This window comes from Paenibacillus mucilaginosus 3016 (assembly GCF_000250655.1).
Classification (GTDB): domain Bacteria; phylum Bacillota; class Bacilli; order Paenibacillales; family NBRC-103111; genus Paenibacillus_G; species Paenibacillus_G mucilaginosus.
In genome coordinates this window covers 1,188,695-1,214,481 of record NC_016935.1, presented here as the reverse complement: position 1 = coordinate 1,214,481, position 25,787 = coordinate 1,188,695, and the positions used below count along the sequence as shown (strand labels likewise).

Here is a 25,787-nt window from a genome sequence, read left to right as displayed (position 1 = left end):
AAAGTGAGCCATGTAGGACTCGAACCTACGACACCCTGATTAAAAGTCAGGTGCTCTACCGACTGAGCTAATGGCTCAAACTCAAATGGCTGGGGATCTAGGATTCGAACCTAGGCATGACAGAGTCAAAGTCCGTTGCCTTACCGCTTGGCTAATCCCCAAAAGACATATGGGGCGGTCGAAGGGAATTGAACCCTCGAATGCCGGATCCACAAACCGGTGCGTTAACCACTTCGCCACGACCGCCGCAAAGAAATAAGTAATGGCGGAGCCGACGGGATTCGAACCCGCGGTCTCCTGCGTGACAGGCAGGCATGTTAGGCCTCTACACCACGGCTCCAAGCCAAAAACAATCATGGTGGAGGCTGACGGGATCGAACCGCCGACCCTCTGCTTGTAAGGCAGATGCTCTCCCAGCTGAGCTAAGCCTCCATGGGATAAAGATGACCCGTAGGGGATTCGAACCCCTGTTACCTCCGTGAAAGGGAGGTGTCTTAACCCCTTGACCAACGGGCCCTGTGTCAGGAAATCATGGTGGAGCCAAGCGGGATCGAACCGCTGACCTCCTGCTTGCAAGGCAGGCGCTCTCCCAGCTGAGCTATGGCCCCATGCATTAAGTATCGGATGTCTGCATACGTACGGAAGCTCTCTATTCTCTACCATATGCCGCTTGCTAATCTGCTAGCTTGCCCCGACGAGAATCTAATTTAGCATATTTCGTCGACCGGTGCAACCTCTAATTTCAATCCAATTTGTTACAGGCGGTATCTCCCGTTCGGCTGCGAATTCACCCAACGTGTTTTGCCGCGAGGAGTAATCTATCATATTCTGTCGAAAGATGCAAGCTTCTCTTTTTTTGTCTGGCTTCGACCCAACAGGAACAGATTCTAGACTTTGCGCCTCTCACGGCAAACCGCCTGGAAGCCTCGTCGATGCGGATCCAGGCGGTTCATGTGTAGGAATTAATAAACGATCCGGTTCAGCTCCTGCAGCAGGCCGGCAACCCGCTCTGCGGTAATCCCTTTGGACTTGTCCTTCATCAGCTGCTTGAGGCTTAAGTTCTTGACGTAGAATTTCAGCGGCGGCCGGTCGACCTCGGGCAGATGCTTCACCAGCAGCTCCTTGTCCTCTTCGTAAGCGAGCAGCTCTCTGACGAGACTCTCCTCGGTATAGGCCACCCGGAACAGATCGTCGTTCTTATACGTGAACGTGTAATCGCCGGAGCCGACCGTGAGAAGCAAGCCCTCCTCCGTCTCGAAGCCCGGTCCAATGCCTTCTGTCCCGGCGAGCGGCTGGCCGCCTGCAAGCACGTGTGCCGCCTGTGCCCCGGGCAGCAGCACTTCCGCGCGCGTATTGGCCGGCACGCGAACGGTAACTTCGATCCGCCCGTCGGCCGTACGCCAGCCGGAGCGAATCTCACCGTACATCGACTCGAACGAAGCGGAGGCCGACCGCAGCCCCCTTGCCGCCGGCTTCGGGTGAAGCCTGAGCTTCTTATAGGCCGGCGCGGAGAAGTCCATATCGAGTCCGGCCACCTTCCGGTACAGCCAGTCCCCGATGGAGCCGTAAGCATAATGGTTGAAGGAATTCATGTTATCGCTCCAGAACGAGCCGTCCGGCTTGATGCTGTCCCAATGCTCCCAAACCGTCGTGGCGCCCTTCGTAATCGGGTACAGCCATCCGGGATAGCTCTGTTGCTGCAGCAGCTTCACGGCCGTCGAGTGGTATCCGTTATCCGACAGCGCGAAGCACAGATAAGGCGTCCCGACAAAGCCGGTCGTCAGATGGTAGTCGTTCTCGACGATCAGCTCGTTCAGGTCGCGGGCGATCCGCTTGCGGGCGGAACCGTCGACCAGCCCGAACACGAGCGCAAGCACGTGAGCGGTCTGCGTCGGTGCGGCCATCCGCCCGAACGGCGTCACATACTCCCCGCGGAAATACGAGAGGATGCCGTCCAGGAGCCTGCCGTATTCCTCGGCATCCTCCCCTCGCCCGAGGATCTCGGCGCTGCTGCGCAGCAGCCGGGTGGAGTAAGCGTAATAAGCGGTTGCCACGAGGTCGCGCGGGGTAGCCCCGACGTAGCTGTTCTCCTTCGCATCCAGCGCCAGCCAGTCACCGAACTGGAAGCCGGTGTTCCAGGCATACTCGTTCTCTCCCTGGGCGCGTATATATTCGACCCAGGCCTTCATGCTGGCGTACTGCTCTTCGAGGATCCGCTTATCGCCGTAATATTGATAAAGCGTCCACGGGATGATGACGGCGGCATCCCCCCAGCCTGCGGCGGAATCGCCGTCCTGGACGTTCGGAATGATGAAGGGAATCCCGCCGTCCGGCAGCTGGTCCGCCTTGAGGTCGCGCATATACTTCGTAAAGATCGGCCCGCCTTGGTAATTGAACAGGGCGGTGGAGACGAACACCTGCGCATCCGCCGTCCACCCCAACCGCTCGCTGCGCTGCGGGCAGTCCGTCGGCACGTCGATGAAATTGCCGCGCTGTCCCCAGACAATATTGCGCTGGAGCTGATTGACCAGCGGGTCGGAGCATTCGAAGCCGCCTGTCCGGTTCATATCCGTATGCATGACCTGGCCGACGAAGCTGTCCGGCGGGAGCACGCCCGCTTCTCCCGGATAGCCCTCGACCCGGACATAGCGGAAGCCTTGGAAGGTGAAACGGGGCGCATACACCTCGGTCCCTTCCCCTTTGGCAATATATTCGACTTCCTGCCGGGCCTCTTTCAAATTACCGAAGTAGATATTGCCTTCCTTGTCAAGCACCTCGGCATGCTTTAGCTTAATGCATGTGCCGGCGGGCGCCTTCACGGTCAGCCGGATTCGGCCGACCATATTCTGGCCCATGTCCAGCACCGTATTGCCATTCGGCGTGAGAAGAACAGCCGCGGGACGGATCTCCTCCGTGACACGAACCGGTTCATTCTCCTGAGCCACCAGTTTGTCCTTCGGCCCGTCCAGCACCTCGACGGCCTTCCAATCGTTATCCTCGAATGTTCCCGTGCTCCAGCCCTCCCGCTCCAGCCGGGCATCGTATTTCTCTCCGTTGTAGATATTGGAATAAAGCACCGGTCCGGCTGCGGCCTTCCAGCAGGAATCGGTGACGATCCACGCTTCCGAGCCGTCCTCATAGCGGACGCACAGCTGGAGCAAGGCGGCCCGCCGGTCCCCGTACCGGAATTTCCCCTCTCCCATACCGCCCTTATACCAGCCGTCCGCCAGCATAAGACCGATTCCGTTGACGCCCTTCCGTAGAAGCGCCGTGACATCATAGGTTTGATACTGGATGCGGTGCCCGTAGCTGGTCCAGCCTGGCGCGAGCAGTTCCTCTCCTATACGGCTGCCGTTCAGATAGAGCTCATAGAGCCCAAGCGCCGATGCGTATATTCTTGCCGATGTGATGCGGCTTTGTAAGGAAAAGCTTTTGCGGAGAAGAAATACGGCCTCCGAGGCAGCATCCAGCCCATCCGCGGCCGGGGTAATCCAGTCCGCTCTCCACGGCTCCCGTCCAAGCAGGCCGGTCTCCCACCAGGCCGCTTCGCTCCAGTCCGATTCCCTTCCGCAGGAATCCCAAACCTTGACACGATAATAATAACGTGTCCGCGGCGCCAGCTCGGGGCCGGCGTATTCGACATGAATGGACTGCTCGGAGGCTACGACTCCGGAATCCCAGACGGGATTGTTGTCGAAGGTACGGCCCGAGGCTTCCACCTGCACACGGTATGACGACTGCATCGCTGCCTTGCGGTCCGATTGGAGCTTCCAGCTGATTCGCGGCCGATCCACGTCCAGCCCAAGCGGGTTCGTCCTGTATTCGCAGGATAATGAATATACATTCAATGGATTCATCACTTCGGTATCCTTTCTCATCGCCTACTCCGCTGTGAAGCTCCTTACTTCTCCGACGGAACGGACAGGGATTGCAGCTCCTCCACAATCGAAGGCAGCTTCTTCTCCAGCGTATACATAAACATGAACCCGATCTGCAGCAGCACCAGGACGATCGGGAACCCAATGTAGAGCAGCTTGATGGCCGTAATCGCCGAATCGCTCTGTTCACTCAGCCCGCCGGCATAACCGCCGATCGCGAGCGCCCAGCCGACGATCGCGCCGCCGAAGCCGCTACCGATCTTCGAGGCGAGCGAGGCTCCGCTGAAGATCAGGCCTTCCGTGCGCGCTCCGGTTCTCCATTCGCCGTATTCCACCGTATCGGCCAGCAAAGCGGAGCCCGTAGCAACCGCCGGAGCAACGCCGAGTGTTTTGAGAATCGTGCTGATCAGGACAATTTCAAAATGGGAGGGATCGACCAGGATCAGAAGCGAACCGGCCAGCGTAACGAAGCATCCGACCAATATGGTATTCCTCTTCCCGATGCGTTTCATCAGCGGCGCACAGAGCAGGATCCCGACAATGATCGGAAGTATACTCCCGATCCCGAGTGCCGCTACCAGGCCGGGGTCGTGCAGAATATATTGGGCATAGTAAATATTCAGCGCACTGCTGATGCCGGTGTTCAAGAAAAGAATGACTGAGAACAGCAGGACAATGATCCAGTATTTGTTGCGGAGCAGCGCCCTCGCGCCTTTTCGCAAGGGGATGTCCTTCTGCACGACAACGGGTTTGACCCGCTCCTTCGTTGTTTTGTAGGTGATCGCGTAAAGTAAAGGAGATACCGCTCCAATGATGCCGAAGGTGATCGCCCAGCCCATTTTGCCCCCGCCAAAGGCTTGCACCATCGGCATTGTGAACATGCTGATAGCCACGCCTCCCGTAAGCGACAGCACCATACGCGTAATGTTCAGCACAGTCCGCTGATACGGGTCCTGCGTCATCAGCGAATTCATCGCGCTATAGGGGATGTTGATGGCGGAATAGATCATCATGCATACGAAATAGGTAACGCTCGCGTATATGATCGCTCCGGTCTCTCCCAGGTTCGGAGCCGTAAACAAGACCATGACGGACAAGCCGAACGGAACCGCCATCCATTTGATCCAGGGACGGGCCTTGCCGTGCCGGCTTTTCGTGCGGTCGACCAAAGCGCCGATGCCAATATCAATGATACCGTCCACGATCCGGGTGATCAAAAAGATCGTCCCCACCACGCCTGCCGAGATGCCGGCAATATCCGTATAAAAGAACGTGAGAAAGGTCGAGATCGCGGTAAAGATGATATTCGTCGATAAATCGCCCACGGCATACCCCAATCGTTCCTTCAGCGACAGCTTCTCCCCATACCCCGTATTCCCGTTGTCGATACCCGCTGAGCTGCTCATGGCTGAACCCCCTAAGATGATTTGGTGCAAACGCTTGCATTACAGCACTTTCGTGGATGCGATCCGTCCCAAATAACGTGCGCTTTCTTTCACGGTCCGTTCCTGAGTCGTCCGGTCCACCCCGATCAGGCCGAACCGCATCGAATAACCGGCATTCCATTCGAAGTTATCGAAGGTCGTCCAGTGCAGATAGCCCCTTACATCAATGCCCTCTTCGAGACAAGCATGAACCCCCTGCAGGCCGCGCCGGATAAATTCAATCCGCCGCTCGTCGTCATCCGTAGCCACGCCATGTTCGGTGACGAATATCGGAAGCGTCAACGCTTTGGCAACCTTGCGGATCACCTGCCCCAGAGCTTCGGGGTAATACTCATATTTCATCTGGGTCAGCTCGGCGTCGGCAGCCGGTGTCACCCGGCCCTCGGGTCCGTAGACTTCCCTCGTGTAATTCTGCAGACCGAAGAAATCGTCGCCCTCCAAGGCAGGCAAATACTGTTCGAAATACTGCTGCCATTTCTGCTGGGCCCATGCTTCTCCGCCCGGAACGGACTGAATGTCGGATAAGGCCATCGAAAGCCCGACTTTGGCGTTCGGCTGCAGACGTTTGATCGTCTGCCTTGCGCGGCGGTGGGCTTCCATCAGCAGCGCAATCTTCGGCTCGTCCGAGATCATGTGGAAGGTGACGTATCGATCCGCCGTCGTGCCGCACAGCTGTGCTGCGGATGCCCGCCATCCGGGTGCCGTCCAGGCTGCGCCGTCAATGCCGACCGGCGGTATGATGCCGATGCTGCTGAACACCTCGCGGAGCATAACCGGAAGATTGACTTCATTGAATGTCAGCACGTAGGGAATAAGGTCGCCCAGCTCCTGAAACACGAATTCGCAATACTTCGCGAAGCGTTCCGGAACTTCCTCGCTCCCCCACCCTCCGAATCGCATCAGCCACTGCGGGGATGAGAAGTGATGCATAGCGACGACAGGTGTCAGCCTGTGCTCATAGCAGGCCTGCAGTACATCCCGGTAATGCGCGATGGCCGACAGGGAAAACTGTCCGGGAGCCGGCTCGATTCTTGCCCACTCGATCGAGAAGCGGTAAGCCTTCAGCCCGAGGCTGGCCATGAGTGCGATATCCTCTCTATAGAGACGGTAATGATCGACTGCATCTCCGGACTTGTCTTGGTACGGAGAGCCTTCCGCATGCTCCTCCGCCCAAAAATCGCTGTTGGTATTGTTGCCTTCGACTTGATAAGCCGCCGTGGCCGAGCCGAACATAAATTGCTGTGGAAAAATATATTCCATCTGGATCACTCCTGTCTTGAAATTGGAAAAGGGCTGACGTAGACCGGGTGCGGCCTTGGAGGGATGTCGCCGAAACGTTTTTGTTTCCGCTTTCGTTTCCACTTTTGCTTTCGTTTCCACTTTTGCTTCCCCTGTTGCCCGCTCTTTGGATTCGTTCCCCTGGATTCATCATAGCAATGCTTTCCGGTGCTGATAATGCTAATATGAAATCGATTGTGTGCTCGAATCAAATCGAATATGGGGTGGTGAATCTTACCAACCCTGCTGCAGCTATGCTCAAATCAAATTCATCCGCTGAATACGGGAAAGGGCAGGAATGATGGAAACCTCCGAACTGCATGATTTTTTATTGGACCAAAGCAAGCTTGCCGTGGACTGGGAAGAAATCAAGGAAAGACTCCAGCCCAAAGTGCTGACCATCAACGGGATTCCCGTGTTTCTGTTCGACCTGATCTTTAACATTGCCAATCAGCTCATTGACGATCAATTGGTCATCTCCCTGCAGCGGCCCTTTGCCACCGTACCGATGCATGTTCATCCTTATATCGAACTCGTTTATGTCTATCAAGGGACCTGCACCGTTCAGATCAACGAACAGCCGATCGAGCTGGCTCAAGGCGCCATGATCTTGATCGATAAGATGACCCCTCACACCGTACTGGAGACAAGACCCGGCGACATGGTCATCGACATGAAATTAAGACACGACTATCTGTCTTCCAGCTTTCTGAACCGGCTCACCGGCAAAAGTATTATTTCTCAATTTCTCATTAACTCCATGATCGACAAGCGCAGAACGAACCAGTTTCTCTATTTTCCTCTGGATGGTGTCAAGAAGACCGGCCAAATCATGGAGCAGCTGATGTGCGAATATTTCGACCGCGGCGTCTGCTCGCACGACATCATCAACTCCTACTTGGTCATCCTGTTTACGGAGCTCGTCCGACATGCTGACATCCGGGGCGCAGCGTCACCGGGCCGCCGTCAAGAGGACGCCTCGATCATTGATTTTCTGCGCTACATTGAAGAACGCTACCGGGATTGCTCCCTTGTCGAGATGGCCGCCCAGTTCAAATTTCATCCGAACGCCCTATCCGCCATTCTGAAGCGGGCTACCGGGAAGTCGTTCAAGGATCTGCTTCAGCTCCAGCGGTTGAACAAGGCGGCCCTTTATCTCAAAAATACAGGGATGCCCATTACCGACATTGCCGAGGAAGTCGGCTATTCCAGCATGTCCTTCTTTCATAAGAAATTCAAAGAGGTCTTTGGCGAAACGCCAAGTGAATACCGCAATAGAAAAGGGGAGTGAATAGAGACATTTGCAAAACGGAATGCCGGGGTCGATGGATTGGATTATTTCGCATCAAGCCAAACGAAAAAGACGTACTATTGAAATCCAAAAGTACGTCCGGAGATTACACCTTGATATTTATATTCTTTTCATCGTACTAGCAAGCCCCAAACCCCACCGCTTACCGCGCCTTCGGGACCGGCTTCTGCTCCTTGTACTGCAGCTCATACAGCCGGTAATAGTACCCGCGCTGTGCCAGCAGCTGGTAATGGTTCCCCGTCTCACGCACCCGCCCCTTGTGCATGACGATGATCTGGTCGGCATGCTGGATTGTGGATAAACGGTGCGCGACGATCATTGTCGTACGGCCTTCGGAGATGTTGTGCAGGGCATCCTGCACGATCAGCTCCGTCTCCGTATCGATATTGGACGTCGCTTCGTCCAGGATCAGAATCTGCGGGCGGAAGGCGATCGCCCGGGCGAAGGAGAGCAGCTGCCGCTGGCCCAGCGACAGGTTGATGCCCCGCTCGCCGAGCAGCGTGCCGTAGCCGTCCGGCAGGGAGCGGACGAAGTCGTCCATGTGCACCATCCGCGAAGCCTGACGGATCTCTTCGTCCGTGATCTCCGTGTTGTTCAGCCGGATGTTCGAGGCGATATCCCCGGTGAACAGGAAGACATCCTGCTGCACGATGGAGATATACCGCCGCAGATCATCAAGCGGAATCTGGCGGATGTCGACGCCGTCGAGCTTGATGCTGCCCTTCTGGATATCGTAGAAGCGGCCCACGAGCTGGATGATGGAGCTTTTGCCGGCCCCGGTGGCCCCGACGAACGCGATGGTCTGGCCCGGATGGATCGTGAACGACACATCCTTCAGCACCCAATCCTCGCCGCTGTAGGCGAACCAGACGTTCTCGAAGCGGATCTCGCCGCGGATCTCGGCCGGAAGCTTACAGGGCTGCGCCGCATCCACAATGGCCGGCTTCTCGCCGAGCGTCTCGAAGATCCGCTCCGCCCCGACCATCGCCGTCTGAATCTGGTTATATTTCTCCGCAAGGGACAGCAGCGGCTGGAAGAACTGCCGCACATAATGCGTGAAGGCGTACACGATCCCGAAGGTGATGCCGCCTTCGATGACGCTGGCCCCGCCGTACCACAGCAGCAGCGCGATGGCCAGATTGCCGAGGAACCCGATGGCCGGCTGGAAGATCGAGTTGATGACCGTGCCGCGCATGCCGGCGCGGTAGTAGTCCGTGTTCAGCCGGTCGAACTGCTCCCACTGCCGCTCTTCGCGGATGAAGAGCTGGGTGATACGGATGCCCGAGAGGTTCTCCGCGAGGAACGAATTCAGCCGGGAGAGAATGACCCGCGAGTGGCGCTGCGCCTGCCGGATCACCGACCGGTACCAGAAGGTGAGCGCCGCCAGGAATGGCAGCACCGCGAACGACAGCAGCGCCAGCTTGACGCTGAGCTGCAGCATGACGATGATAATGCCGATAAGCACGATTATATCCTTGACGAGATTGACGACCACCTGCGAGTACAGCTGGTTGAGCGACTCCGTGTCCTGCGTGACGCGCACGACAAGACGGCCGACCGGATTGCGGTCGAAGTAGGACATCGACATCCGGCTGAGGTGATGGAAGAGCTGCTGCCGGATGTTGAAAATGATCGTCTGCCCCGTATACTGCAGCAGGTTGCTCTGCAGGTACCCGAGGAGGGCGCTGCCGAGGACGGCGGCCAGGAAGACGGCTCCCAGCTCGAGGAAGCCGCGGTAATCCTGGGCGCGGAACGCTCCGACCGCCGCCTCGTCGAGCTGCCGGGCCGGGAACTCCCGGCCGCCGGCCGAGAGCACCGCCGAGGACCCTTCGCCGCGCACCGTGACGGCCGGTTCATCCTCTCCGGCCTCTGCCGGAAGCCAGCCGTCGATCAGCCACGGCCGGCCCCCGGCGGAGACGATCTGCGCGGGCTGCGCTCCGGCGGCTGCCGCTGTCGCCCGATCTGCGGCAGCTTCCTCCGGCGCCAGGCGGACATACTCCCGGCCGTTCCATTCGGTCACACGGCCGTACTTCTCCAGCTCGGCGGCGGCCTGCTGTCCGGCCGGCGCCGAGAGCATCGGGTGCCCGAGGCCGTTGATGTGCCCGTCGATGGCCACCTTCAAGATGTAGGGCCGGACCAGGTCGGCCACCACGATCAGAAAAGCCAAAGAGATGCACAGCAGGATCATCCGCCAGTAAGGCTTGGCGTAAGAGAGCAGCTTCAGGAGCAGCTGCGAGTCCTTCATTTTGCTGCCTTCCGGCGCTTCGGTATGTATGTTCACGCCCCCGCTCCCCCCTTCAGCCTGAGCGAAGCCTGCGATGCGGCATCCGCTGCTCCTGCCCCTTCGCTCTCCTGGCGTTCCGCTTCCTCATCAAGCAGCTGCTTGTGGTACATATCCGCATAGATGCCGCTCTGGGCCACGAGCGAACGATGGGTGCCCCGCTCCACGATCCGCCCCTGATCCATCACGATGATCTGGTCGGCATTCTGTACGGAGGAGATGCGGTGGCCGATAATGATCGTCGTCCGCTGCGTCATCACCGTCTGCAGCCCTTCGAGGATGAGATCCTCCGTAATCGTGTCGACTGCCGACAGACTGTCGTCGAAGATGAGCACGGAAGGCTTCTTGATCACCGCCCGGGCGATCGATACCCGCTGGCGCTGGCCGCCGGACAGGGAGATGCCGCGTTCCCCAAGGGCCGTATCGAACTGGTTCGGGAACTCGACGATGTTGTCGTACACCTGGGCGATCTTGGCCGCCTGCACGACCTGCTCGTCGCTGTACGGCTTCGGATCGAAGCCGATGTTGTCCCGGATCGTCGAAGAGAAGAGGAACTGATCCTGCGGCACGATCCCGATCTGCCCGCGCAGGGTCCGCAGCGGAATTTCATGGATGTCATGCCCGTCGATGAACACGGTTCCGGCAGGCGGATTATAGAGCCGCACGAGCAGGTGGACCAGGGTGCTCTTGCCGCTGCCGACCCGTCCGACGATCGCGAGGCTCGAGCCGCGCGGCACCTTCAGCGAGATGTCGCGGAGGGTCGGCCGCTTCGCTTCCGGATAGGAGAAGGTGAGATTGCGGATCTCGATCTCCCCTTGAATCTCCGTAATCTCCTCCTTCGCCATAACGTCGTCCACGATATCCGGCTGGGTGTTGAAGATGTCGAGGAGCCGCAGCTCCGAGGCGCGCCCGCGCTGCAGCAGGTTCACGACTTTGCCGAGGTTCTCGATCGGTCCCATGAGCAGGGATAAGTACGTGTTGAAGGCGACGAACTCCCCGAGCGTGATCGTGCCGCGCAGCACCATAATCCCGCCAAGGACAACGGACACCAGGAACGAGAATCCGACAATGCCGGTGCTGAGCGCGCCGAACAGAGAGTTCGAGCGGACGAACCGCCGGTTCATATCGACCGCCTTCTGATTGTCCTTTGTGAACAAGGCCCGTTCCGCCTTCTCTTGAACGAACGCCTTCACCACCCGGACCCCGGCAGTGAACTCCTGCACCCGGCTCGTCAGGTCCGAGATCGCGGCCTGCATGTCCGCCGACTGCTGCATGATCCGCTTGTTGAAACGGTAGGCAAGCAGGGACAGAAGCGGCAGCGGCAGCATCGTGAGCAGCGTCAGCCACGGATTGACTGAAGTGACCATGGCGGCGACCGACACCACGATGAGGAAGACGGCCTCCATCACGTTGAAGTAGCCCTGCATCGTCACCTCGCGGACGACGCCCACGTCGCTGATCGCATGCGACATGAGATCGCCGATCCGCCGGTTGTTGAAGTACTGGGCGGACAGCTTCTCCCAGTGTTCGAAGAGCTCGCCGCGCACCCGCATTTCGAGCTGCCTTGAGAGGCGGAAGAGATAAATCCGGGAGACCGACCGGAAGAAAGCGATACCAAAACCGGCGGCCGTCATCCACACCGCAAGCTGGACCGCCCCCTGGTACGTCAAGCCTCCGACCTGAAGACTGTCGGTAAACCGGCCGAGCAGCCATGGAATGACGAGCTGCAGCACGGAGGAGATGGACAATAATGCAAAACCCATGACATAGGCCCAGCGGTTGCGTTTGATGTGGGACCAGAAGATATCCTTGCGTACCATGGCACTCCTCCCGAGAGGTAATCTTGACTATAAGTAAGATTACCCTGTAAGCAAGAAAGAAACCATGGACTTCCATGCCGCAAAATATGGACTATTTTACTTTTCGGAACGCCCAGATCCGGATCTTCGGCATCCCTCCCTCTACGAAAGAGGGGAGCTCCCTCCACGGCTGCGGCAGGTCCGGCTGCGGACTTCTGCCTTCCCTTACGGCATGAAACCCTTCCACTGCAGCCCCCGGCAGCCCCCTCCACACTTCCACGAACAGGTTCGGCTGGCCCTCCCCTTCATAGACTTCCACCCGCGGGTCCTCCTGCAGCTTCCCGGCCCAGGCGAGATACCCTTCCCGGCGGCTCTCCGCAATTTTGTACTCGACGAACACCATGCTCATCTTTTAGGCCCCCTCCAGCTTTATTTTGATGTAGAAAATGATACACTATTGGTAATGAACTGCAATACAATAGGGAGAAAACTATCAGGTTGGGGAGGAAGGTCCATGGACACTGGAACGCACCTGGTGATCGGATTCGGACTCGCGGGGCTCGCCTACATCGACCCGGTCGTCGCCGCGGACCCGGTCGTCTCCACAGCCGTGCTGATCGGCACGGTCGCGGGCTCGCAGGCCCCGGATGCGGACACGCTGCTCAGGCTGCGGGGGAACGCCGTCTATGTACGGAACCATCGCGGCTTATCCCATTCTCTTCCGGCGCTCGTGCTGTGGACGCTGCTCATTGCGGGCCTGCTCCGCCTCTCCTTCGGTGAGCTGCCAATGCTGCACGTCACCGCCTGGGTGTTCGGTGCCGTCGCCTTTCACGTCTTCACGGATCTCTTCAATACGTACGGCACGCAGGCCCTGCGTCCGCTCTCGGAGCGATGGGTCTCGTGGAATATCATTCACATCTTCGACCCGTTCATCTTCTTGTCCCACGTGCTCGCGATCTTCCTGTGGTCGCTGAAGCTGGCGCGTCCCGAGGTGCTCTTTCCCCTGTTGTATGCGGCGCTTGCCCTCTATTACATCTGGAGGTCCTGGCTTCATTACCACCTGGAGAAGAACCTGTATCAGAAGGACATCGGGTATGAGCCCGGCGACCGGTATACGCTGATCCCCACAATCCATCCGTACCAGTGGCAGATCGTCAAACGCAAGGAGAACGGGTGGTTCGAGCTCGGCGAATACCGGGGCGGCACGATCAAATGGGTCGACCGGACCACCTGCCACGCCCACCCTGCCGTCGATGAATCCAAGCACCATCCGAACGTCAAGGCGCTGGTCTATTTCTCATCGTACGCCTGTGCCGAAGTCAAGGAGAAGCCTTGGGGATATGAGGTCATCTGGGCGGATGTCCGCTACCGCCACCGCAAGAACTATCCGTTCGTCGCCGTTCTGCTTATGGACCACGAATACAACACCCTGGATTCCTATGTGGGCTGGGTCAGCGAAACCAATCTTGGCAAGAAGCTCCGGGCCGGCGTTTATTGATAAATCCGGCTCGTGGGCGTGTTCACAATATGGTACAATGGAGACGCCTGTGCCGTTCCCTTCAATGGAACGGGCTTAAGCGAATTTTACTATTCAGATATGTCAAAAAAGCTCAAGGATTTCTCCTTGAGCTTCCATTGATGAATCCGCTGATCCCGATGAACTCGAGATTAACGTTGGCCGCCGGCAAGAGCTTGCTCAGCGATTTGGACCAGACGGCGTGTGATGTGACCACCGATTGCGCCAGTGTCGCGAGTAGCCATGTAGCCATAGTAACCGTCTTGCGGGATTTGAATCCCAAGTTCTTGAGCGACCTCATACTTCAATTGATCCAATGCTTGAGAAGCTTGTGGTACTACCAAAACGTTGCTATTACGGGATTGACCTGCACCCATGTTCCAGCACTCCTTTCAATTGAATGATGTCTTTGTGTAGTTGCAAGCTTGCAAAGTTATTATGTGCCTCATGCCCGGAACTATACGCAACTTTTGAAAAAACTTCGTGAGTTTCAAATGTTACTCGGAAAGGCGGGTGGATACCGCATGAACAAAGGACTAGCCCTGCTGTGGGCCGTCGTCGGCACGGCGCTTCTCGCAGCAATCTCATATGGCATGGCCACAGGCAGCACGGGGATGGCCGTTCTCTTCTCTGTCATCTCGTTCTTCTTCATCGGGGCCGGCTTCATTGTCAAGGCCAAGCAGCGCAAACGCAGCGAGCAGCAGGAATAAACACGAATAGCCCGTCCTCATGGACAGGCCGCTTCGCTTCTTGAGACAACCTTGCAACAGACCAAGTGCCGCTTGGGTGGGCCTAAAAGAAATAACGGAACTCTGATGCGCTATGTGCTTCGCCTGAGGGCTCTTTTTTCAAATAGAGGAACTAAGGTTCGCTATTTGATGGAAGGAGGCCTCTTTTCTATGGATCTGGGGCCGATAAGGCATCTGAGTTCCGCTATTTAGCGGGAAATGACGGGAAAGTTCCGAATAAGGCATCCAGGTTCCTCTATTTCGCAATTGCGTCGGAAGGATGGGCCCGAACCCAGGCCTCGGAGGTGTGCAAAGAAGGCAGACAAACTCTGCCTGACCCTTTTAAGCCTGGTGACCGGCCCTTATGGCGGGCTTCATAGCCCTTTCATAGCCCTTAATCCAATAAAGCCTGTTTTCGGCTCCCAGGGTTGCATTGAGTCCGCCGGAAGCCTTCGGATGCGGTACAAGTCCCGCCCGCTGCACAGGATGTCATGGCAGCCTGCGGACTCGCGGCTGTTCGCCAGGGCCCTCCGGAGGCCGCCCTCGGATGAGCGCACTTCCGGCGCCTGGGCCTTAACCCGCAAAAGCCCGTCCACCTTACCCGGTGGACGGGCTTTCGCTTGCTTGCGTCGCCTTACAGCTGCACGAAGCCCATCTTCTGCTTCACTTCGCGGATCGTGGCCTCAGCAGCCGCCTCGGCACGGTCCCGCCCGCTGCGCAGGATGTCATGCAGCTCGCCGGACTCGCGGATCTCGCGGTAGCGCTGCTGGATCGGCTCGAGCAGGCCGACGACGGCTTCCGCCAGGTCCTTTTTGAACGGACCGTAGCCTTGGCCTTCGTACTTCGCTTCAACCTCCGCAATGGAGAGATCGGTGCACTGCGTGTAGATCGAGATCAGGTTGCTGACCTCCGGCTTGTTCTGCGGGTCGTACTTGACCTCGCGCCCGGAGTCGGTCACCGCGCGTGAGATCTTCTTGCGGATGACATCCGGCGCATCGAGCAGGGCGATGTAGCTGCCCGCGTTCGGGCTGCTCTTGCTCATCTTCTTCGACGCATCGTCGAGCGACATGATCCGGGCTCCCACCTCAGGGATATACCCCTGCGGGATTTTGAACGTCTCGCTGAAGCGCGTATTGAACCGGTGCGCCAGGTCTCGGGTCAGCTCCAGGTGCTGGCGCTGGTCTTCGCCCACAGGCACAAGGTCCGCGTTGTAGAGCAGGATGTCTCCCGCCATCAGGGAAGGGTAGGTGAACAGTCCGGCGCCCACCGACTCCTTGCCTTCCGACTTGTCCTTGAACTGTGTCATCCGCTCGAGCTCACCCATATACGTGAGCGTCGTCAGGAGCCATCCCAGCTCCGCATGAGCCTTCACGCTGGACTGCAGGAACACGGTAGCCGTGTTCGGGTCAATGCCCGCCGCGAGGTAGACCGCCGCAACGGACTCCGACTGCTCCCTGAGCGCCGCAGGATCCTGAGGGACCGTGATCGCGTGCAGATCCACCACCATAAAGTAACAATCATGCGTATGCTGGAGCTTGACATAGTTCTTGAGCGCCCCGATATAATTCCCGAGCGTCAGCTGCCCGCTGGGCTGCATCCCCGACAATACCCTCAATTTGGACATGGGAAACGAATCCTCCTTTGAATTTCCGAAAATACAAAAAGGCCTCCCGCCGCAAGGGACGAGAGACCGTGGTGCCACCCTAATTTATCCGCAAAAGCGTATCCCAACCGCTGCAGCTGCAGCAGAAGGATGTATGCGAACCTTCAGGCTCCTGTAACGGGGAGCGAACCGGAACGGCCTACCTTGATCACAGCGGCTCTTGAAACTATGGCCTGGGCCCCGGCCCCGCTGCGCACCTTCAACCGTCAGCTCAAGGATCCATTCAGACAGATGCCGCCCGCCGGTTCGCACCACCCACCGGCTCTCTGGAGAACGCCCTTCCGCTTACTTGTTCCTGTCATCGCTTATTAAGCGTCATTGTACCGAAGTACGCCCTCCCATGTCAACTCCCGAATTGGCTCTGCTTTGTCCTATATCCGTTTTTTGGGACATAGACTATAATAATAATTACGATAAAGAAGGAGAAATGACCGTTGCCTATTCTTATTCAACGATGGCTGACCAATATTCTGGCCCTGCTCTGCATTATGATGCTCATCCTCATCTTCACGCAGCGGGAAGCGCCGGACATGATCTTCCTGACGGGGGACGCGCTCGGTAATTTCAAGACCCTATTCATCTCCATCATCCTGGAAGCCCTGCCGTTCGTGCTGCTCGGCGTATTCGTCGCCGCCCTGCTGCAGCGCTTCGTCTCCGAGGCGGCCGTACGCCGCTTCACGCCGAAGAACCCCGTGCTCGGCATCCTGTTCGCCTGCGTGCTCGGGCTGATCTTCCCGCTGTGCGAGTGCGGCATGATCCCCGTCATCCGGCGGCTGATGCAAAAGGGAATGCCCGCCTACGTGGCGGTCGTCTTCATCCTCGCCGGGCCCATCATCAACCCGGTGGTCTACGCGTCGACGTATATGGCGTTCCGCAGCCGCCCCGAGATCGCCTATTCCCGGATGGGGATGGCCTTCATCACAGCCGCCGCCGTCGGCCTGCTCGTGTACCGCTTCGTGAAGCGCAATCCGCTGCGTTCGGCAGCGGGACATCCTCCGGACAGCGCCGCAGCCGTCGTACAGGCCCACAATCCTGATGCGCACGGGCACTGCGAAGACGGAAGCTGCGGCCACACGCATCATTCCCACGGGCACAGCCACAGGGGGCACCACGGCCACGACCATCATCACGACCACCATCATGACCATCACCATGCTCACGGGGCGCCTGCTTCCGGAAGCAGAATCATGCGCGCCCTCTCCGTATTCGGGCACGCTTCCGACGAATTTTTCGATATGGGCAAATATCTCATCTTCGGCGCCTTCCTGACGGCCGCGATCCAGACCGTGCTCGACCGGGAAAGCCTGGTGTCGATCGGGCAGGGCGAGCTCTCCTCGCATCTCTTCATGATGGGGCTCGCCTTCGTGCTGTCGCTGTGCTCCACCTCGGACGCCTTCGTCGCCTCGTCCTTCGCTACGACGTTCTCGGCAGGGTCCCTGCTCACGTTCCTCGTGTTCGGGCCGATGATCGACATGAAGAGCACGCTGATGCTTCTCTCGGCTTTCCGGGCGAGGTTCGTCCTGCTCTTGTCCGTCCTGACGGCCTTCATTGTCCTCGGCGTCTCCCTGGCCTTCCAGGCCTTCATCCTGTAGCGGACCGCCGGGGCACCATTCCCTACCAAAGGAGCGAATCCAACGAATGTCTTCCCGAACGCTTGGCCTTCATCATCTGCTCAAAACGCTGATCCTTCTCGGCTTTGCCGTCTATATCGCCTATCTGGTCCGCAGCGAGCTCATCCTTCTCTACATCGCCCCGCGGATGGTGGACTACGTGAAATGGTCGGCCCTCGTGCTCTATGCGGTGGCGGCCTATCAGCTCTATCTTGCGATCCGGATGTTCCGGGGCAGCTCCGCCGAGGACTGCGGGTGCGATCATGACCACACCCCCTCCCGCTCCCTGCTCAAGAATACGGTGGTCTACGGACTGTTCGCTCTGCCGCTGGCGCTCGGGTTCCTGCTCCCCGACGCCTCTATGGGCAGCTCGCTGGCCGACAAGAAGGGCATGAACCTCAGCAGCGCCAGCGCCGTCAAGGAGAGCCGTGCTGAAGCGGGGGCCGACCGGGCGGCACTGCCCGCCCCGTCTCCGGAAGCCGCACCGCCGTCCGCCGGAACCGGTACAGGCACACCCGACAGTGCAGCTTCGCCTGCAGCCCCTGATCCCGCTGCCGGAACAGGAGATGCGCTCGACGCCCTCTTCCCTGCCGACAAGTTCACCCAGCATTACGCCAAGCAGGCCAAAGAGCTCTACAACCAGAAGCTGATCACGATACGCGAGGATCTCTACATGGAGACGCTGACGACCCTGGACCTGTATCTGGACCAATTCGTCGGCAGGAAGCTGCAGTTGACGGGCTTCGTCTACCGCCAGGACGAGATGACCCCGAAGCAGTTCGTCGTCGGCCGCTTCTCGATCCAATGCTGCTCCGCCGATGCCGCCCCGTTCGGCGTGCTCGCCGAGTACGCCCGGGCCGAGACGCTCGCGGCGGACAGCTGGGTAACCGTGACGGGAACGATACGCAAGACGAAGTTCAACGATATGGACATCATGCAGCTGCAGGTGGAGAAGGTGGAGAAGGCGGAACCCGCCAAAACCCCGTATGTATACCCGAATGCGGAATTTGGAAACTGATCCGGGCTTTGGCTCTTGGCCGGCATCTGCTACAATAGGAACCTGACCGCCCTGTGCGTGTCCATCATCCTTACCGAAGGAGTCTCACCATGATTAACCGAATCGACTGGGAAGGCACACCGGCGTATGAGATGGAGAACGACCAGCTCATCGTGCGGATCTGCCCCGCCCTTGGAAGCAACGTATACAGCATTTGGGATAAAAAGCTCGGCCGCGAGCTCCTGCGCACCCCCTCAGGGCCGCAGGAACTCGAAGAGGCGCCTGTGCAGTACGGCACCCCGATCCTCATGCCGCCGAACCGCATCCGCGGCGCCCGCTTCACCTTCGAGGGCCGGGAGTACCGCTTCGACGTCACGAACAGCCATGGGCATCACGTCCATGGGATGCTGCGGAATCAGGCCTGGACCGTGACCGCCACGGGGCACCGGGAAGATACGACCTACATCACCTGCGTGCTCCGGCTCGCCGAGGACGAGAACGTGCAGCGGCAGTATCCACACGCCCTGGAGCTCGAACTGACCTGCGAGCTGAAGGGCGGCTTGCTCCGCCACAGCCTGCGTGCGGTCAACCGCGGGGATGTCACGGCCCCATTCGGCTATGGGCTGCACACCTGGTTCCGGCTGGACGGCGAGCCGGAGAAGTGGAAGCTCCAGCTGCCGTCCAGCGGCATCTGGGAGCTTGACGAGACGAAGGTGCCGACCGGGGAGATGGTCCCGCTGGGCGAAGCCTACACGCGCCTGCTGCGCGGCGACACGCTAGAAGGGTACGACATGGACACCGTATTCCAGATCGGGGATTATCCCCGTCTGGCCGTTCTCTGCAGGAAGGGCGTCGAGCTGCGCTACAGCGCCTCCGAAGCCTTCAAGCAGTGGGTCGTCTTCACCAAGGGGGAAGCCCGCGACTACATCTGTCTCGAGCCCTATACCTGGGTGACGAACGCCCCGAATATTACCGGACACCCGGCGGAAGTGACCGGCCTGCGCGGCATCGCGCCGGGCGAAGAGCTTAACCTGGAGGTTAAGCTGGAAGTCATTCATACCTGACCGGGCAGCCTGCCTGCCCCTGAGCCCCTTGTCATCAAGGCGGTTCAGGGGCTTTTTGCCGTCAGCAGCCGCGCCTCCCCCTCACTTACGAACCCGCCCAATAATTCCCACCCTGCCCTCTCCGTTATATTTTCCCTGCAACCGGTACATAGTAGTTATTGGTTTTTTGAATGACGGCAGAGAGGCGGGCCATCCATGACACAAGCCAACCGGCGGCGCCCTGTTCGATCCTGCGGCGTGCTGGCCGCCCTGCTCCTCCTGGCTGCCGGCTGCAGTGCTGCGGAGCCGGATAAGCCTGCGGGCCTCCAAGGGAGCCCTGCAACCGGTCCGGCCCCAAGCGCCGCCCTCTCCGCAGAGGGTCCGCCCATCCCGGCCGCAAGCCGGCGGGTCACCCTGGCGGCGGTCGGGGATGTCCTCATCCACCGTTCGCTCTATGAGGATGCACGAACAAGGACCGGTTTCAACTTCACCCCCATGCTGGAAGCGGTGAAGGAGGAGCTCGAGACGGCGGATATCGCCGTAGCCAACCAGGAGAGCGTGACCGGCGGAACCGCACTGGGCCTCTCCGACTACCCTTCCTTCAACTCCCCGCACGAAGCGGCCGATGCGCTGAAGCAAGCCGGGATCGACGTCGTGACGATGGCCAACAATCACGCGCTCGACCGCGGGGAGAAGGCGCTCCGCTCGGCCATCCGGCATTGGCGCGAGCTCGGCGTGGAATATGCGGGAGCGAGCGACTCCGAAGCGGACCGCAGCCGCCTGCGCCTTGTGGAGCGCAGCGGCATCCGGCTGGCGTTCCTCGCCTTCACCGAAGGCACCAACGGCATCGCTTCCCCGAGGGGCCGCTCTTACCTCGTGCACCGGCTGGAGGAACGCCGGATGAAACAAGAGATCGCCGAAGCGCGCAGGGCCGCCGATGCGGTCATCGTCTCGCTGCACTTCGGCCGGGAGTACGAGCGTCTACCCTCCCCCGCGCAGCGCAGGCTCGCCAGGCAGGCCGCCGATGCGGGCGCCGACCTCATCCTTGGCCATCACCCGCACGTGCTGCAGCCGCCGGAATGGATCGCCAACCGGCGCGGGGGCCGCACGCTGGTCGTCTACTCGCTCGGCAACTTCCTGGCAGCCCAGCGGCAGCCCGATCCCCACACGCGGATCGGCGCCATCCTGCACGCGGAGCTGCAGCTTCCCCCTGCCGGGGTGAACGGCGTCCCGCCGGCCGTCCGGATCGGGAATGTCCGGCTGCAGACGACGTTCATCCGCTTCCACGGCTGGCGGAGCTTCCGCGTCGTGCCGCTGGCCGAAGCCGGCGAAGCGGACCTCCCGGAGGCAGACGGGGTCCGCCGGAGTCTGCAGGCGCACCTGCAGCGCTGGATGCCCGACCTCATCGTGCGCTGAGGTCTCCGGGGGCGACTTCGACGGCAGCTTGGCAGCATGAGTGGCAGGCCGCCTGACCAAGGGGACTCCGCGTCTCTGTCCGTGAAGACCGTACGGCGTTATGCCGGATCCCTTCATGCGCAGGCTCTAACCATAAAAAGGCTGCAGCCGAAAAGCCGGCTGCAGCTCTTTTGTGCGAATATAAGGATTCATCTGTCAGAGGGGCTCGATTCTGTCATCTTGGATTTCTCATAAAACCCCGCAGGGTCTTAAAGGACGGCGAATCCGATGATCCTGGGATCGATCTCTTTTTCCCGGGGGCAGTCATAACCCGAGACAGGCGCACATACGGCGCCGTAAGCCCCGTACATACGATACAGGGAACGGCGATGCCTGCCCGGAAGGAGGTTGGTGTTCCATGAAGACTCCCCGCATCTCCCCTCTGGAGGAAGTCATGTCCCTGCTTGGCGACAACAAGGACATGAAGAAGATGTTCAAAGATATGGAGAAGCTGCAGAAGGACGTGGAGGCCCTCAAGAAGCTGGCCGCTTCGTTCAAAATCAAATACTGACGGTGCGCTGCAGGAGCTCCTTGACGGTCTTCACCGTATCGGCATAATACGGCCGGTAGTCGAGACCTTCGGTGAACCGGAGGAACTGCTCCCCGATCGCCCGGACCTGGGCTGCATACTGGGCTCGCGGAATCAGGTAGCTGTCCAGCTCCCGCGGAGAGCGCCCCTGCCGTTCGTCGAGCTCCGTCAGCTCCAGGAGCCCCCCCTCCCGGTGCCTGACCCGGAAGGAATACCCCCGGCATTCCGGATCCCCGCAGCCGCAGATGACGAAGGGGACCCGGTGCCACTCGGAAGCCTCGGCCCAGCGGTCGGGCTCCACATCCTCCACGATACTCAGCAGCAGAGCCGGCAGGCCCACATCGACACACATCGGCTCATCGATGAGCACTTCCCCGTCGATCTCCATAAGTACATCTGCATGAATGACCTGCAGATCCGCATCGTGACCCCACCCGCTGTACTTCAAAACAAGCTCCGACAAGACGACCCCTCCCTTTGGACATAATTACCAATTATAAACGCGTGTATAATCACGGTTTTGTCACATACTACCTTACAAGAACGGAGGTGATTACGATGGGCGCAGGACAATCCCGCAACAGCAACGTATTGGTCGTTCCTCAAGCTTCCCAAGCTCTGGACCAACTGAAGTACGAAGTAGCTCAAGAGCTGGGCATCCAAATTCCTCAGGACGGTTACTATGGTTTCATGGCAACCCGCGACACTGGGGCAATCGGTGGCCATATCACACGTCGTCTGGTTCAAATCGCCGAGCAGCAGCTGGCTGGCAAGTTCTCCAGATAATGCAACCTCCCGAATACTTAGCTCTTCAAAGACGGTCCCAAGCGGGCCGTCTTTTTCTGTCCTTCAAGGGTTCCACTCGTTTCCTTCCGCCCTCTTTCGTTCCCCCCATTATAACGAATCCATTCCGATCCGAAAAGCGGTGAATACGCCGCGCTAAGATAACCGGCTTCGCCGTGCTTACGGGCGAGGCGCATTTGTAAGAAATACATGATGACAGAATCGAGCTCTGGCGAGATAGAACTTCTTATACTCGCAGCAAAACAGCCGGTCCTTAGCGGACCGGCTGCTCCCGAACATCTATATGAAATTAGCGGCTGCCGCCCTTGCGGCCGGCTTCCTCGCGGCTCATCTTGCCATCCTCTTCCTCATCACCATCGCGGTTGTTGCCGCGCGCTTCGCCGCCCTTACGGCCGATCTCCTCGAAGTGCTCGCGGTCATGGGATTCGGCGTTGGCTTCGCCGCCCTTACGGCCGATCTCCTGGTAGAATTCCTTGTCATGGGATTCGGCAGTGGCTTCGCCGCCCTTACGGCCGATCTCCTGATAGAATTCCTTGCCATGGGATTCGGCAGTGGCTTCGCCGCCTTTACGGCCGATTTCCTGGTAGAACTCCTTATCATGCGTTTCGGCAGTGGCTTCGCCGCCCTTACGGCCGATTTCCTGGAAGTGCTCGCGGTCATGGGCTTCCGCGTTGGCTTCGCCGCCTTTACGGCCAATCTCTTGGAAGAATTCTTTGTCCTGTTTGTTTGCGTTGGCCTCGCCACCCTTACGACCTGCTTCCTCACGGCTCATTTTCTCATCGTTGTTGCGTGCCATTACACTCATCTCCTCTACATGATTTTTATCTGTTTTGCTTTGTACTTTACTTGTACGCTCCTTATTTAAACGCTTGTCCGGGGCATGAAACATCTGGGAACCGGACCAGATTCTCCCCCTCGGAAGGAACGCAGCGTCTGAGCGAGGCTCCTTCCATTCACGATTCCAGTTCCGCCGGATCGCAGTTCAGTTCAATGATATTCCGGTCGGGGTCCATGACATAGATCTGAGGGAAGCCCGCCCGGGGACGAGGCCGTGCGTCATAGGCCGCTCCGCAGCGCTCCAGCCACTCGATAGTCCGGTGGTAGCCGGCCACCCGGAGGGCGAAGTGCCCGTCCCGCGAATGCATGCCGCCCTCCCGCAGCACCTCTCCCTCATGTACGATGAGATGCAGCTGCTGCCCTGCCGGCCCGACGGCGAACCAGGCTCCTTCAAAATCAAACGGAGGCCGCTCCAGCTCCTTCAGTCCGAGCACATCCCGGTAGAACGCCACCGCGGGCTCCAGCTTCCTGACATTGAGGCTGATGTGGTGAATGAATTGAATGTCTATCATGGGGATCCTCTCCTTCGGGTAGTTAGGGTCGTAACAAGAAAGCCGGCCCCGTGTCTGCCGGGCCGGCTTCCGTCATGCTGCTTAGGGATGCGGCTTACTTCTTACTTCTTACTTCTTACTTCTTACTCCTTATTCCGTCAGACGCAGGAATTCCTCGACATCCCCGACCGACATGGACCATCGCCCCTGCCAGAAGTCGGGCCGGCGCAGATCCACGCCCAGATGCTTCTGCGCGAGCTCTTCAACCGTCATGCGTCCCGTATCGCGGAGGAGCGCCACGTACTGGTCCTCGAACGCTTCCCCGCGCTTCAGGGCTTCGGCGTAGAGGCCGGCGCTGAACATGTAGCCGAAGGTGTACGGGAAGTTGTAGAACGGAACCTCCGTAATGTAGAAGTGCAGCTTCGAAGCCCAGAAGTGCGGATGGTACTCCTCCAGCGCCCCCCGGTACGCTTCGCGCTGGGCTTCGGTCATAAGCTCGTTCAGCCGGTCTACGCTGACCAGCCCCCGGCTGCGCTCTTCATAGAAGCGTGTCTCGAAGAGGAATCGGGCATGGATGTTCATGTAGAAGGCCACCGAGCGCTGGATTTTGTCCTCGATCAGCGCGAGGCGCTCCGCTTCGGTCGCCGCCCCTTTGACCGCCGCATCGGAGACCACCATCTCGGCGAAGGTGGAGGCGGTTTCCGCCACGTTCATCGCATACTCCTGGGCGAAGGCCGGCAGGTCGTTCATCACGTGCTGGTGGTAGGCATGGCCCAGCTCATGGGCCAGCGTAGAGACGTTCGAGGCGGAGCCCGCATAGGTCATGAAGATCCGCGTCTCCTCCGCCACCGGGAACGAGGTGCAGAAGCCCCCGGGACGCTTGCCCGGCCGGTCTTCGGCTTCGATCCAGGCATTCTCGAACGCCTTCACGGCAAAGTCGGCCATCTTCGGCGAGAAGCGGCGGAACTGGCCGACGATCAGCTCGGCCCCCGCGTCATACGAGATCGTTCCGGCCCCCGAACCCACCGGGGCATCGACATCGAACCAGCTCAGCCTAGAGAGGCCGAGCAGCTTCGCCTTGCGCTCCAGGTAGCGGACGAAGACGTCCTTGCTGTCCTCGATGACCTTCCACATCGTATCCAGGGTCTCCTGCGACATCCGGTTGATGCTGAGCGGCTCCTTCAGGATGCCCTCCCACGCCCCGGCGCTCGTACAGCTTCAGCCGGAAGCCCCCGAGGTGATTGAGCGCATCCGCACAGTAGTCGGCATGCCTGCCCCACTGCTCCTCCCAGCGGCGGAAGACCTTCTCCCGAATCTCACGCTGGGGACTGTCCATCTTGTTGGCCGCCTGGCCTGCGGACAGCTCGGTGACGACGCCGTTCTCCTCGTAGGGCACGCGGAACTTGCTCACCGTCGTGTTGTAGAGCTCGCCCCAGCCGTGGTAGCCGTCGACGGCCAGCTCGTTCACCAGCGCCTCCTGCTCCGGAGGCAGCTTCTCGGCCGCCAGCTCCCGGCGCTCTGCGAGCGGATAGCGGATCTCCTGCAGCTCCGGGAGCGCCAGCAGCGCCTCCCAGGCTTCCTCCGGAATCCGGGTCAGGAGATCGTCGAACCGCGTCAGGGCGGAGGCATAGGCTGCACCAAGCGTACGGACCTGGCCTCCAAGTATAACGGCGCGCTTGTCGTTCTGGTTCTCGGCGGCCAGGCACCCGGTGAAGGAGTCGGCCTCCCGGATCTGAAGCGCCGCCTTCTGCAGCAGGGCGATCAGCGGGAGCAGCGCGGACACGTCGTTCGGCGAAGCCGGCACAGGGGTGGAGCGCAGAAGCTCCTCAGCCTCGGCAATATACTGCCGGAGCCCGTCCAGGAACACGCCGAACTCGGCGGAAGCGCTGCCTCCCGGGAAGAACCTCTCGAGGTTCCAGGTTTGCGGAAGCGGGGTTTTCATGGGGCTGCACGACCTTTCTTAAGGTTATGTAATAAGAGCACGTCCTAGTGTATGATATGAGCTTGCCCCTTCATTAAACCACATTTTGCCACCGGAGCCAAAGCCCCCTCCCCCGGATTATTCCGTTAGGATTGAACTTTCCAGCGGTAAGTGATTAAATGAGGGGAAGACCGGTATAC

General features: G+C 59.4%; 19 protein-coding genes, 7 tRNA genes, 2 pseudogenes and 1 other annotated feature. Of the genes and pseudogenes, 9 read left to right on the top strand and 19 right to left on the bottom strand.

Annotated elements, in window-relative coordinates; translation table 11 throughout:
• Nucleotides 1–4: 4 nt before the first annotated feature.
• The 10 genes from PM3016_RS05530 to PM3016_RS05485 form a co-directional block, all read right to left on the bottom strand.
• Nucleotides 5–77, bottom strand: a tRNA-Lys gene (locus PM3016_RS05530).
• Between the two features lie 9 nt (nt 78–86).
• Nucleotides 87–161: transfer RNA gene (locus PM3016_RS05525), tRNA-Gln, on the bottom strand.
• Between the two features lie 9 nt (nt 162–170).
• Nucleotides 171–246: transfer RNA gene (locus PM3016_RS05520), tRNA-His, on the bottom strand.
• A 17-nt stretch (nt 247–263) separates the two neighbouring features.
• Nucleotides 264–340 (bottom strand) — tRNA-Asp (locus tag PM3016_RS05515).
• Nucleotides 341–356: 16 nt separating this feature from the next.
• Nucleotides 357–432, bottom strand: a tRNA-Val gene (locus PM3016_RS05510).
• A gap of 12 nt (nt 433–444) precedes the next feature.
• Nucleotides 445–516 (bottom strand) — tRNA-Glu (locus PM3016_RS05505).
• 16 nt (nt 517–532) lie between these two features.
• Nucleotides 533–608: transfer RNA gene (locus tag PM3016_RS05500), tRNA-Ala, on the bottom strand.
• Nucleotides 609–962: 354 nt separating this feature from the next.
• Nucleotides 963–3,857: an alpha-L-rhamnosidase gene (locus PM3016_RS05495; RefSeq protein WP_041619385.1), complete on the bottom strand. Its 2,895-nt coding sequence runs from the start codon at nt 3,855–3,857 to the stop codon at nt 963–965.
• Nucleotides 3,858–3,901: 44 nt separating this feature from the next.
• Nucleotides 3,902–5,284: an MFS transporter gene (locus PM3016_RS05490; protein ID WP_013917358.1), complete on the bottom strand. Its 1,383-nt coding sequence runs from the start codon at nt 5,282–5,284 to the stop codon at nt 3,902–3,904.
• Nucleotides 5,285–5,323: 39 nt separating this feature from the next.
• On the bottom strand, nt 5,324–6,583 hold the full coding sequence (locus PM3016_RS05485; protein ID WP_014368696.1) for a glycoside hydrolase family 1 protein: 1,260 nt from the start codon (nt 6,581–6,583) through the stop codon (nt 5,324–5,326).
• A gap of 316 nt (nt 6,584–6,899) precedes the next feature.
• Here PM3016_RS05485 and PM3016_RS05480 point away from each other — a divergent pair, with 316 nt between their 5' ends.
• The gene (locus tag PM3016_RS05480; RefSeq protein WP_051044957.1) at nt 6,900–7,892 is read left to right on the top strand and encodes an AraC family transcriptional regulator; all 993 of its coding nucleotides are present in this window, start codon (nt 6,900–6,902) and stop codon (nt 7,890–7,892) included.
• 163 nt (nt 7,893–8,055) lie between these two features.
• Here the strand turns inward: PM3016_RS05480 and PM3016_RS05475 are convergent, their stop codons facing one another.
• The 3 genes from PM3016_RS05475 to PM3016_RS05465 form a co-directional block, all read right to left on the bottom strand.
• The gene (locus tag PM3016_RS05475) at nt 8,056–10,194 is read right to left on the bottom strand and encodes an ABC transporter ATP-binding protein (protein WP_014368694.1); all 2,139 of its coding nucleotides are present in this window, start codon (nt 10,192–10,194) and stop codon (nt 8,056–8,058) included.
• The gene (locus PM3016_RS05470; RefSeq protein WP_014368693.1) at nt 10,191–12,014 is read right to left on the bottom strand and encodes an ABC transporter ATP-binding protein; all 1,824 of its coding nucleotides are present in this window, start codon (nt 12,012–12,014) and stop codon (nt 10,191–10,193) included. Before PM3016_RS05470 ends, PM3016_RS05475 begins: the two co-directional genes overlap by 4 nt.
• A gap of 91 nt (nt 12,015–12,105) precedes the next feature.
• Nucleotides 12,106–12,402 carry a hypothetical protein gene (locus PM3016_RS05465; protein WP_013917352.1) on the bottom strand — a complete coding sequence of 99 codons (297 nt, stop codon included), beginning with the start codon at nt 12,400–12,402 and terminating at the stop codon, nt 12,106–12,108.
• A gap of 105 nt (nt 12,403–12,507) precedes the next feature.
• On the opposite strand from PM3016_RS05465, the gene PM3016_RS05460 reads away from it, so the two are divergent.
• Nucleotides 12,508–13,491 carry a metal-dependent hydrolase gene (locus PM3016_RS05460; RefSeq protein ID WP_014368692.1) on the top strand — a complete coding sequence of 328 codons (984 nt, stop codon included), beginning with the start codon at nt 12,508–12,510 and terminating at the stop codon, nt 13,489–13,491.
• Between the two features lie 170 nt (nt 13,492–13,661).
• On the opposite strand, the gene PM3016_RS05455 is transcribed toward PM3016_RS05460, so the two are convergent.
• On the bottom strand, nt 13,662–13,886 hold the full coding sequence (locus tag PM3016_RS05455) for an alpha/beta-type small acid-soluble spore protein (protein ID WP_014649553.1): 225 nt from the start codon (nt 13,884–13,886) through the stop codon (nt 13,662–13,664).
• 147 nt (nt 13,887–14,033) lie between these two features.
• On the opposite strand from PM3016_RS05455, the gene PM3016_RS05450 reads away from it, so the two are divergent.
• Nucleotides 14,034–14,219 carry a DUF5325 family protein gene (locus PM3016_RS05450; RefSeq protein WP_014368690.1) on the top strand — a complete coding sequence of 62 codons (186 nt, stop codon included), beginning with the start codon at nt 14,034–14,036 and terminating at the stop codon, nt 14,217–14,219.
• A gap of 652 nt (nt 14,220–14,871) precedes the next feature.
• On the opposite strand, the gene trpS is transcribed toward PM3016_RS05450, so the two are convergent.
• Nucleotides 14,872–15,861 (bottom strand): tryptophan--tRNA ligase, encoded by a 990-nt coding sequence (trpS, locus tag PM3016_RS05440; protein WP_014368689.1) that lies wholly within the window; start codon nt 15,859–15,861, stop codon nt 14,872–14,874.
• A 51-nt stretch (nt 15,862–15,912) separates the two neighbouring features.
• Nucleotides 15,913–16,211: a binding site (T-box leader), on the bottom strand.
• Between the two features lie 123 nt (nt 16,212–16,334).
• Between trpS and PM3016_RS05435 the strand changes: the two genes are divergently transcribed.
• The 5 genes from PM3016_RS05435 to PM3016_RS38420 all read left to right on the top strand — a co-directional run bounded on the left by PM3016_RS05435 (nt 16,335) and on the right by PM3016_RS38420 (nt 21,516).
• Entirely contained in the window at nt 16,335–17,492 is a 1,158-nt protein-coding gene (locus PM3016_RS05435) for a permease (protein WP_014368688.1), read from the top strand.
• A gap of 46 nt (nt 17,493–17,538) precedes the next feature.
• Nucleotides 17,539–18,528: a TIGR03943 family putative permease subunit gene (locus PM3016_RS05430; RefSeq protein WP_013917345.1), complete on the top strand. Its 990-nt coding sequence runs from the start codon at nt 17,539–17,541 to the stop codon at nt 18,526–18,528.
• Nucleotides 18,529–18,617: 89 nt separating this feature from the next.
• Nucleotides 18,618–19,571, top strand: coding sequence for an aldose 1-epimerase (locus PM3016_RS05425; RefSeq protein WP_013917344.1), 954 nt, complete (start codon nt 18,618–18,620; stop codon nt 19,569–19,571).
• A gap of 195 nt (nt 19,572–19,766) precedes the next feature.
• Nucleotides 19,767–20,966: a CapA family protein gene (locus PM3016_RS05420; RefSeq protein WP_014368687.1), complete on the top strand. Its 1,200-nt coding sequence runs from the start codon at nt 19,767–19,769 to the stop codon at nt 20,964–20,966.
• Nucleotides 20,967–21,363: 397 nt separating this feature from the next.
• Nucleotides 21,364–21,516: a hypothetical protein gene (locus PM3016_RS38420; protein ID WP_013917340.1), complete on the top strand. Its 153-nt coding sequence runs from the start codon at nt 21,364–21,366 to the stop codon at nt 21,514–21,516.
• Here PM3016_RS38420 and PM3016_RS05415 read toward each other — a convergent pair.
• A complete protein-coding gene (locus PM3016_RS05415; RefSeq protein ID WP_014368686.1) occupies nt 21,506–21,997 on the bottom strand; it encodes a hypothetical protein in 492 nt (163 codons plus the stop codon). The genes PM3016_RS38420 and PM3016_RS05415 overlap by 11 nt on opposite strands.
• 95 nt (nt 21,998–22,092) lie before the next feature.
• Here PM3016_RS05415 and PM3016_RS05410 point away from each other — a divergent pair, with 95 nt between their 5' ends.
• Nucleotides 22,093–22,320, top strand: coding sequence for an alpha/beta-type small acid-soluble spore protein (locus PM3016_RS05410; protein WP_014368685.1), 228 nt, complete (start codon nt 22,093–22,095; stop codon nt 22,318–22,320).
• 433 nt (nt 22,321–22,753) lie between these two features.
• On the opposite strand, the pseudogene PM3016_RS05405 reads toward PM3016_RS05410, so the two are convergent.
• From PM3016_RS05405 to PM3016_RS05395, 3 genes and pseudogenes are all read right to left on the bottom strand, one after another.
• Nucleotides 22,754–23,134: pseudogene (locus PM3016_RS05405) on the bottom strand (KGG domain-containing protein); the annotation flags it as partial.
• Between the two features lie 157 nt (nt 23,135–23,291).
• Nucleotides 23,292–23,687 (bottom strand): VOC family protein, encoded by a 396-nt coding sequence (locus tag PM3016_RS05400; protein WP_014368683.1) that lies wholly within the window; start codon nt 23,685–23,687, stop codon nt 23,292–23,294.
• Nucleotides 23,688–23,816: 129 nt separating this feature from the next.
• Nucleotides 23,817–25,608: pseudogene (locus PM3016_RS05395) on the bottom strand (M3 family oligoendopeptidase).
• Nucleotides 25,609–25,787 lie beyond the last annotated feature (179 nt).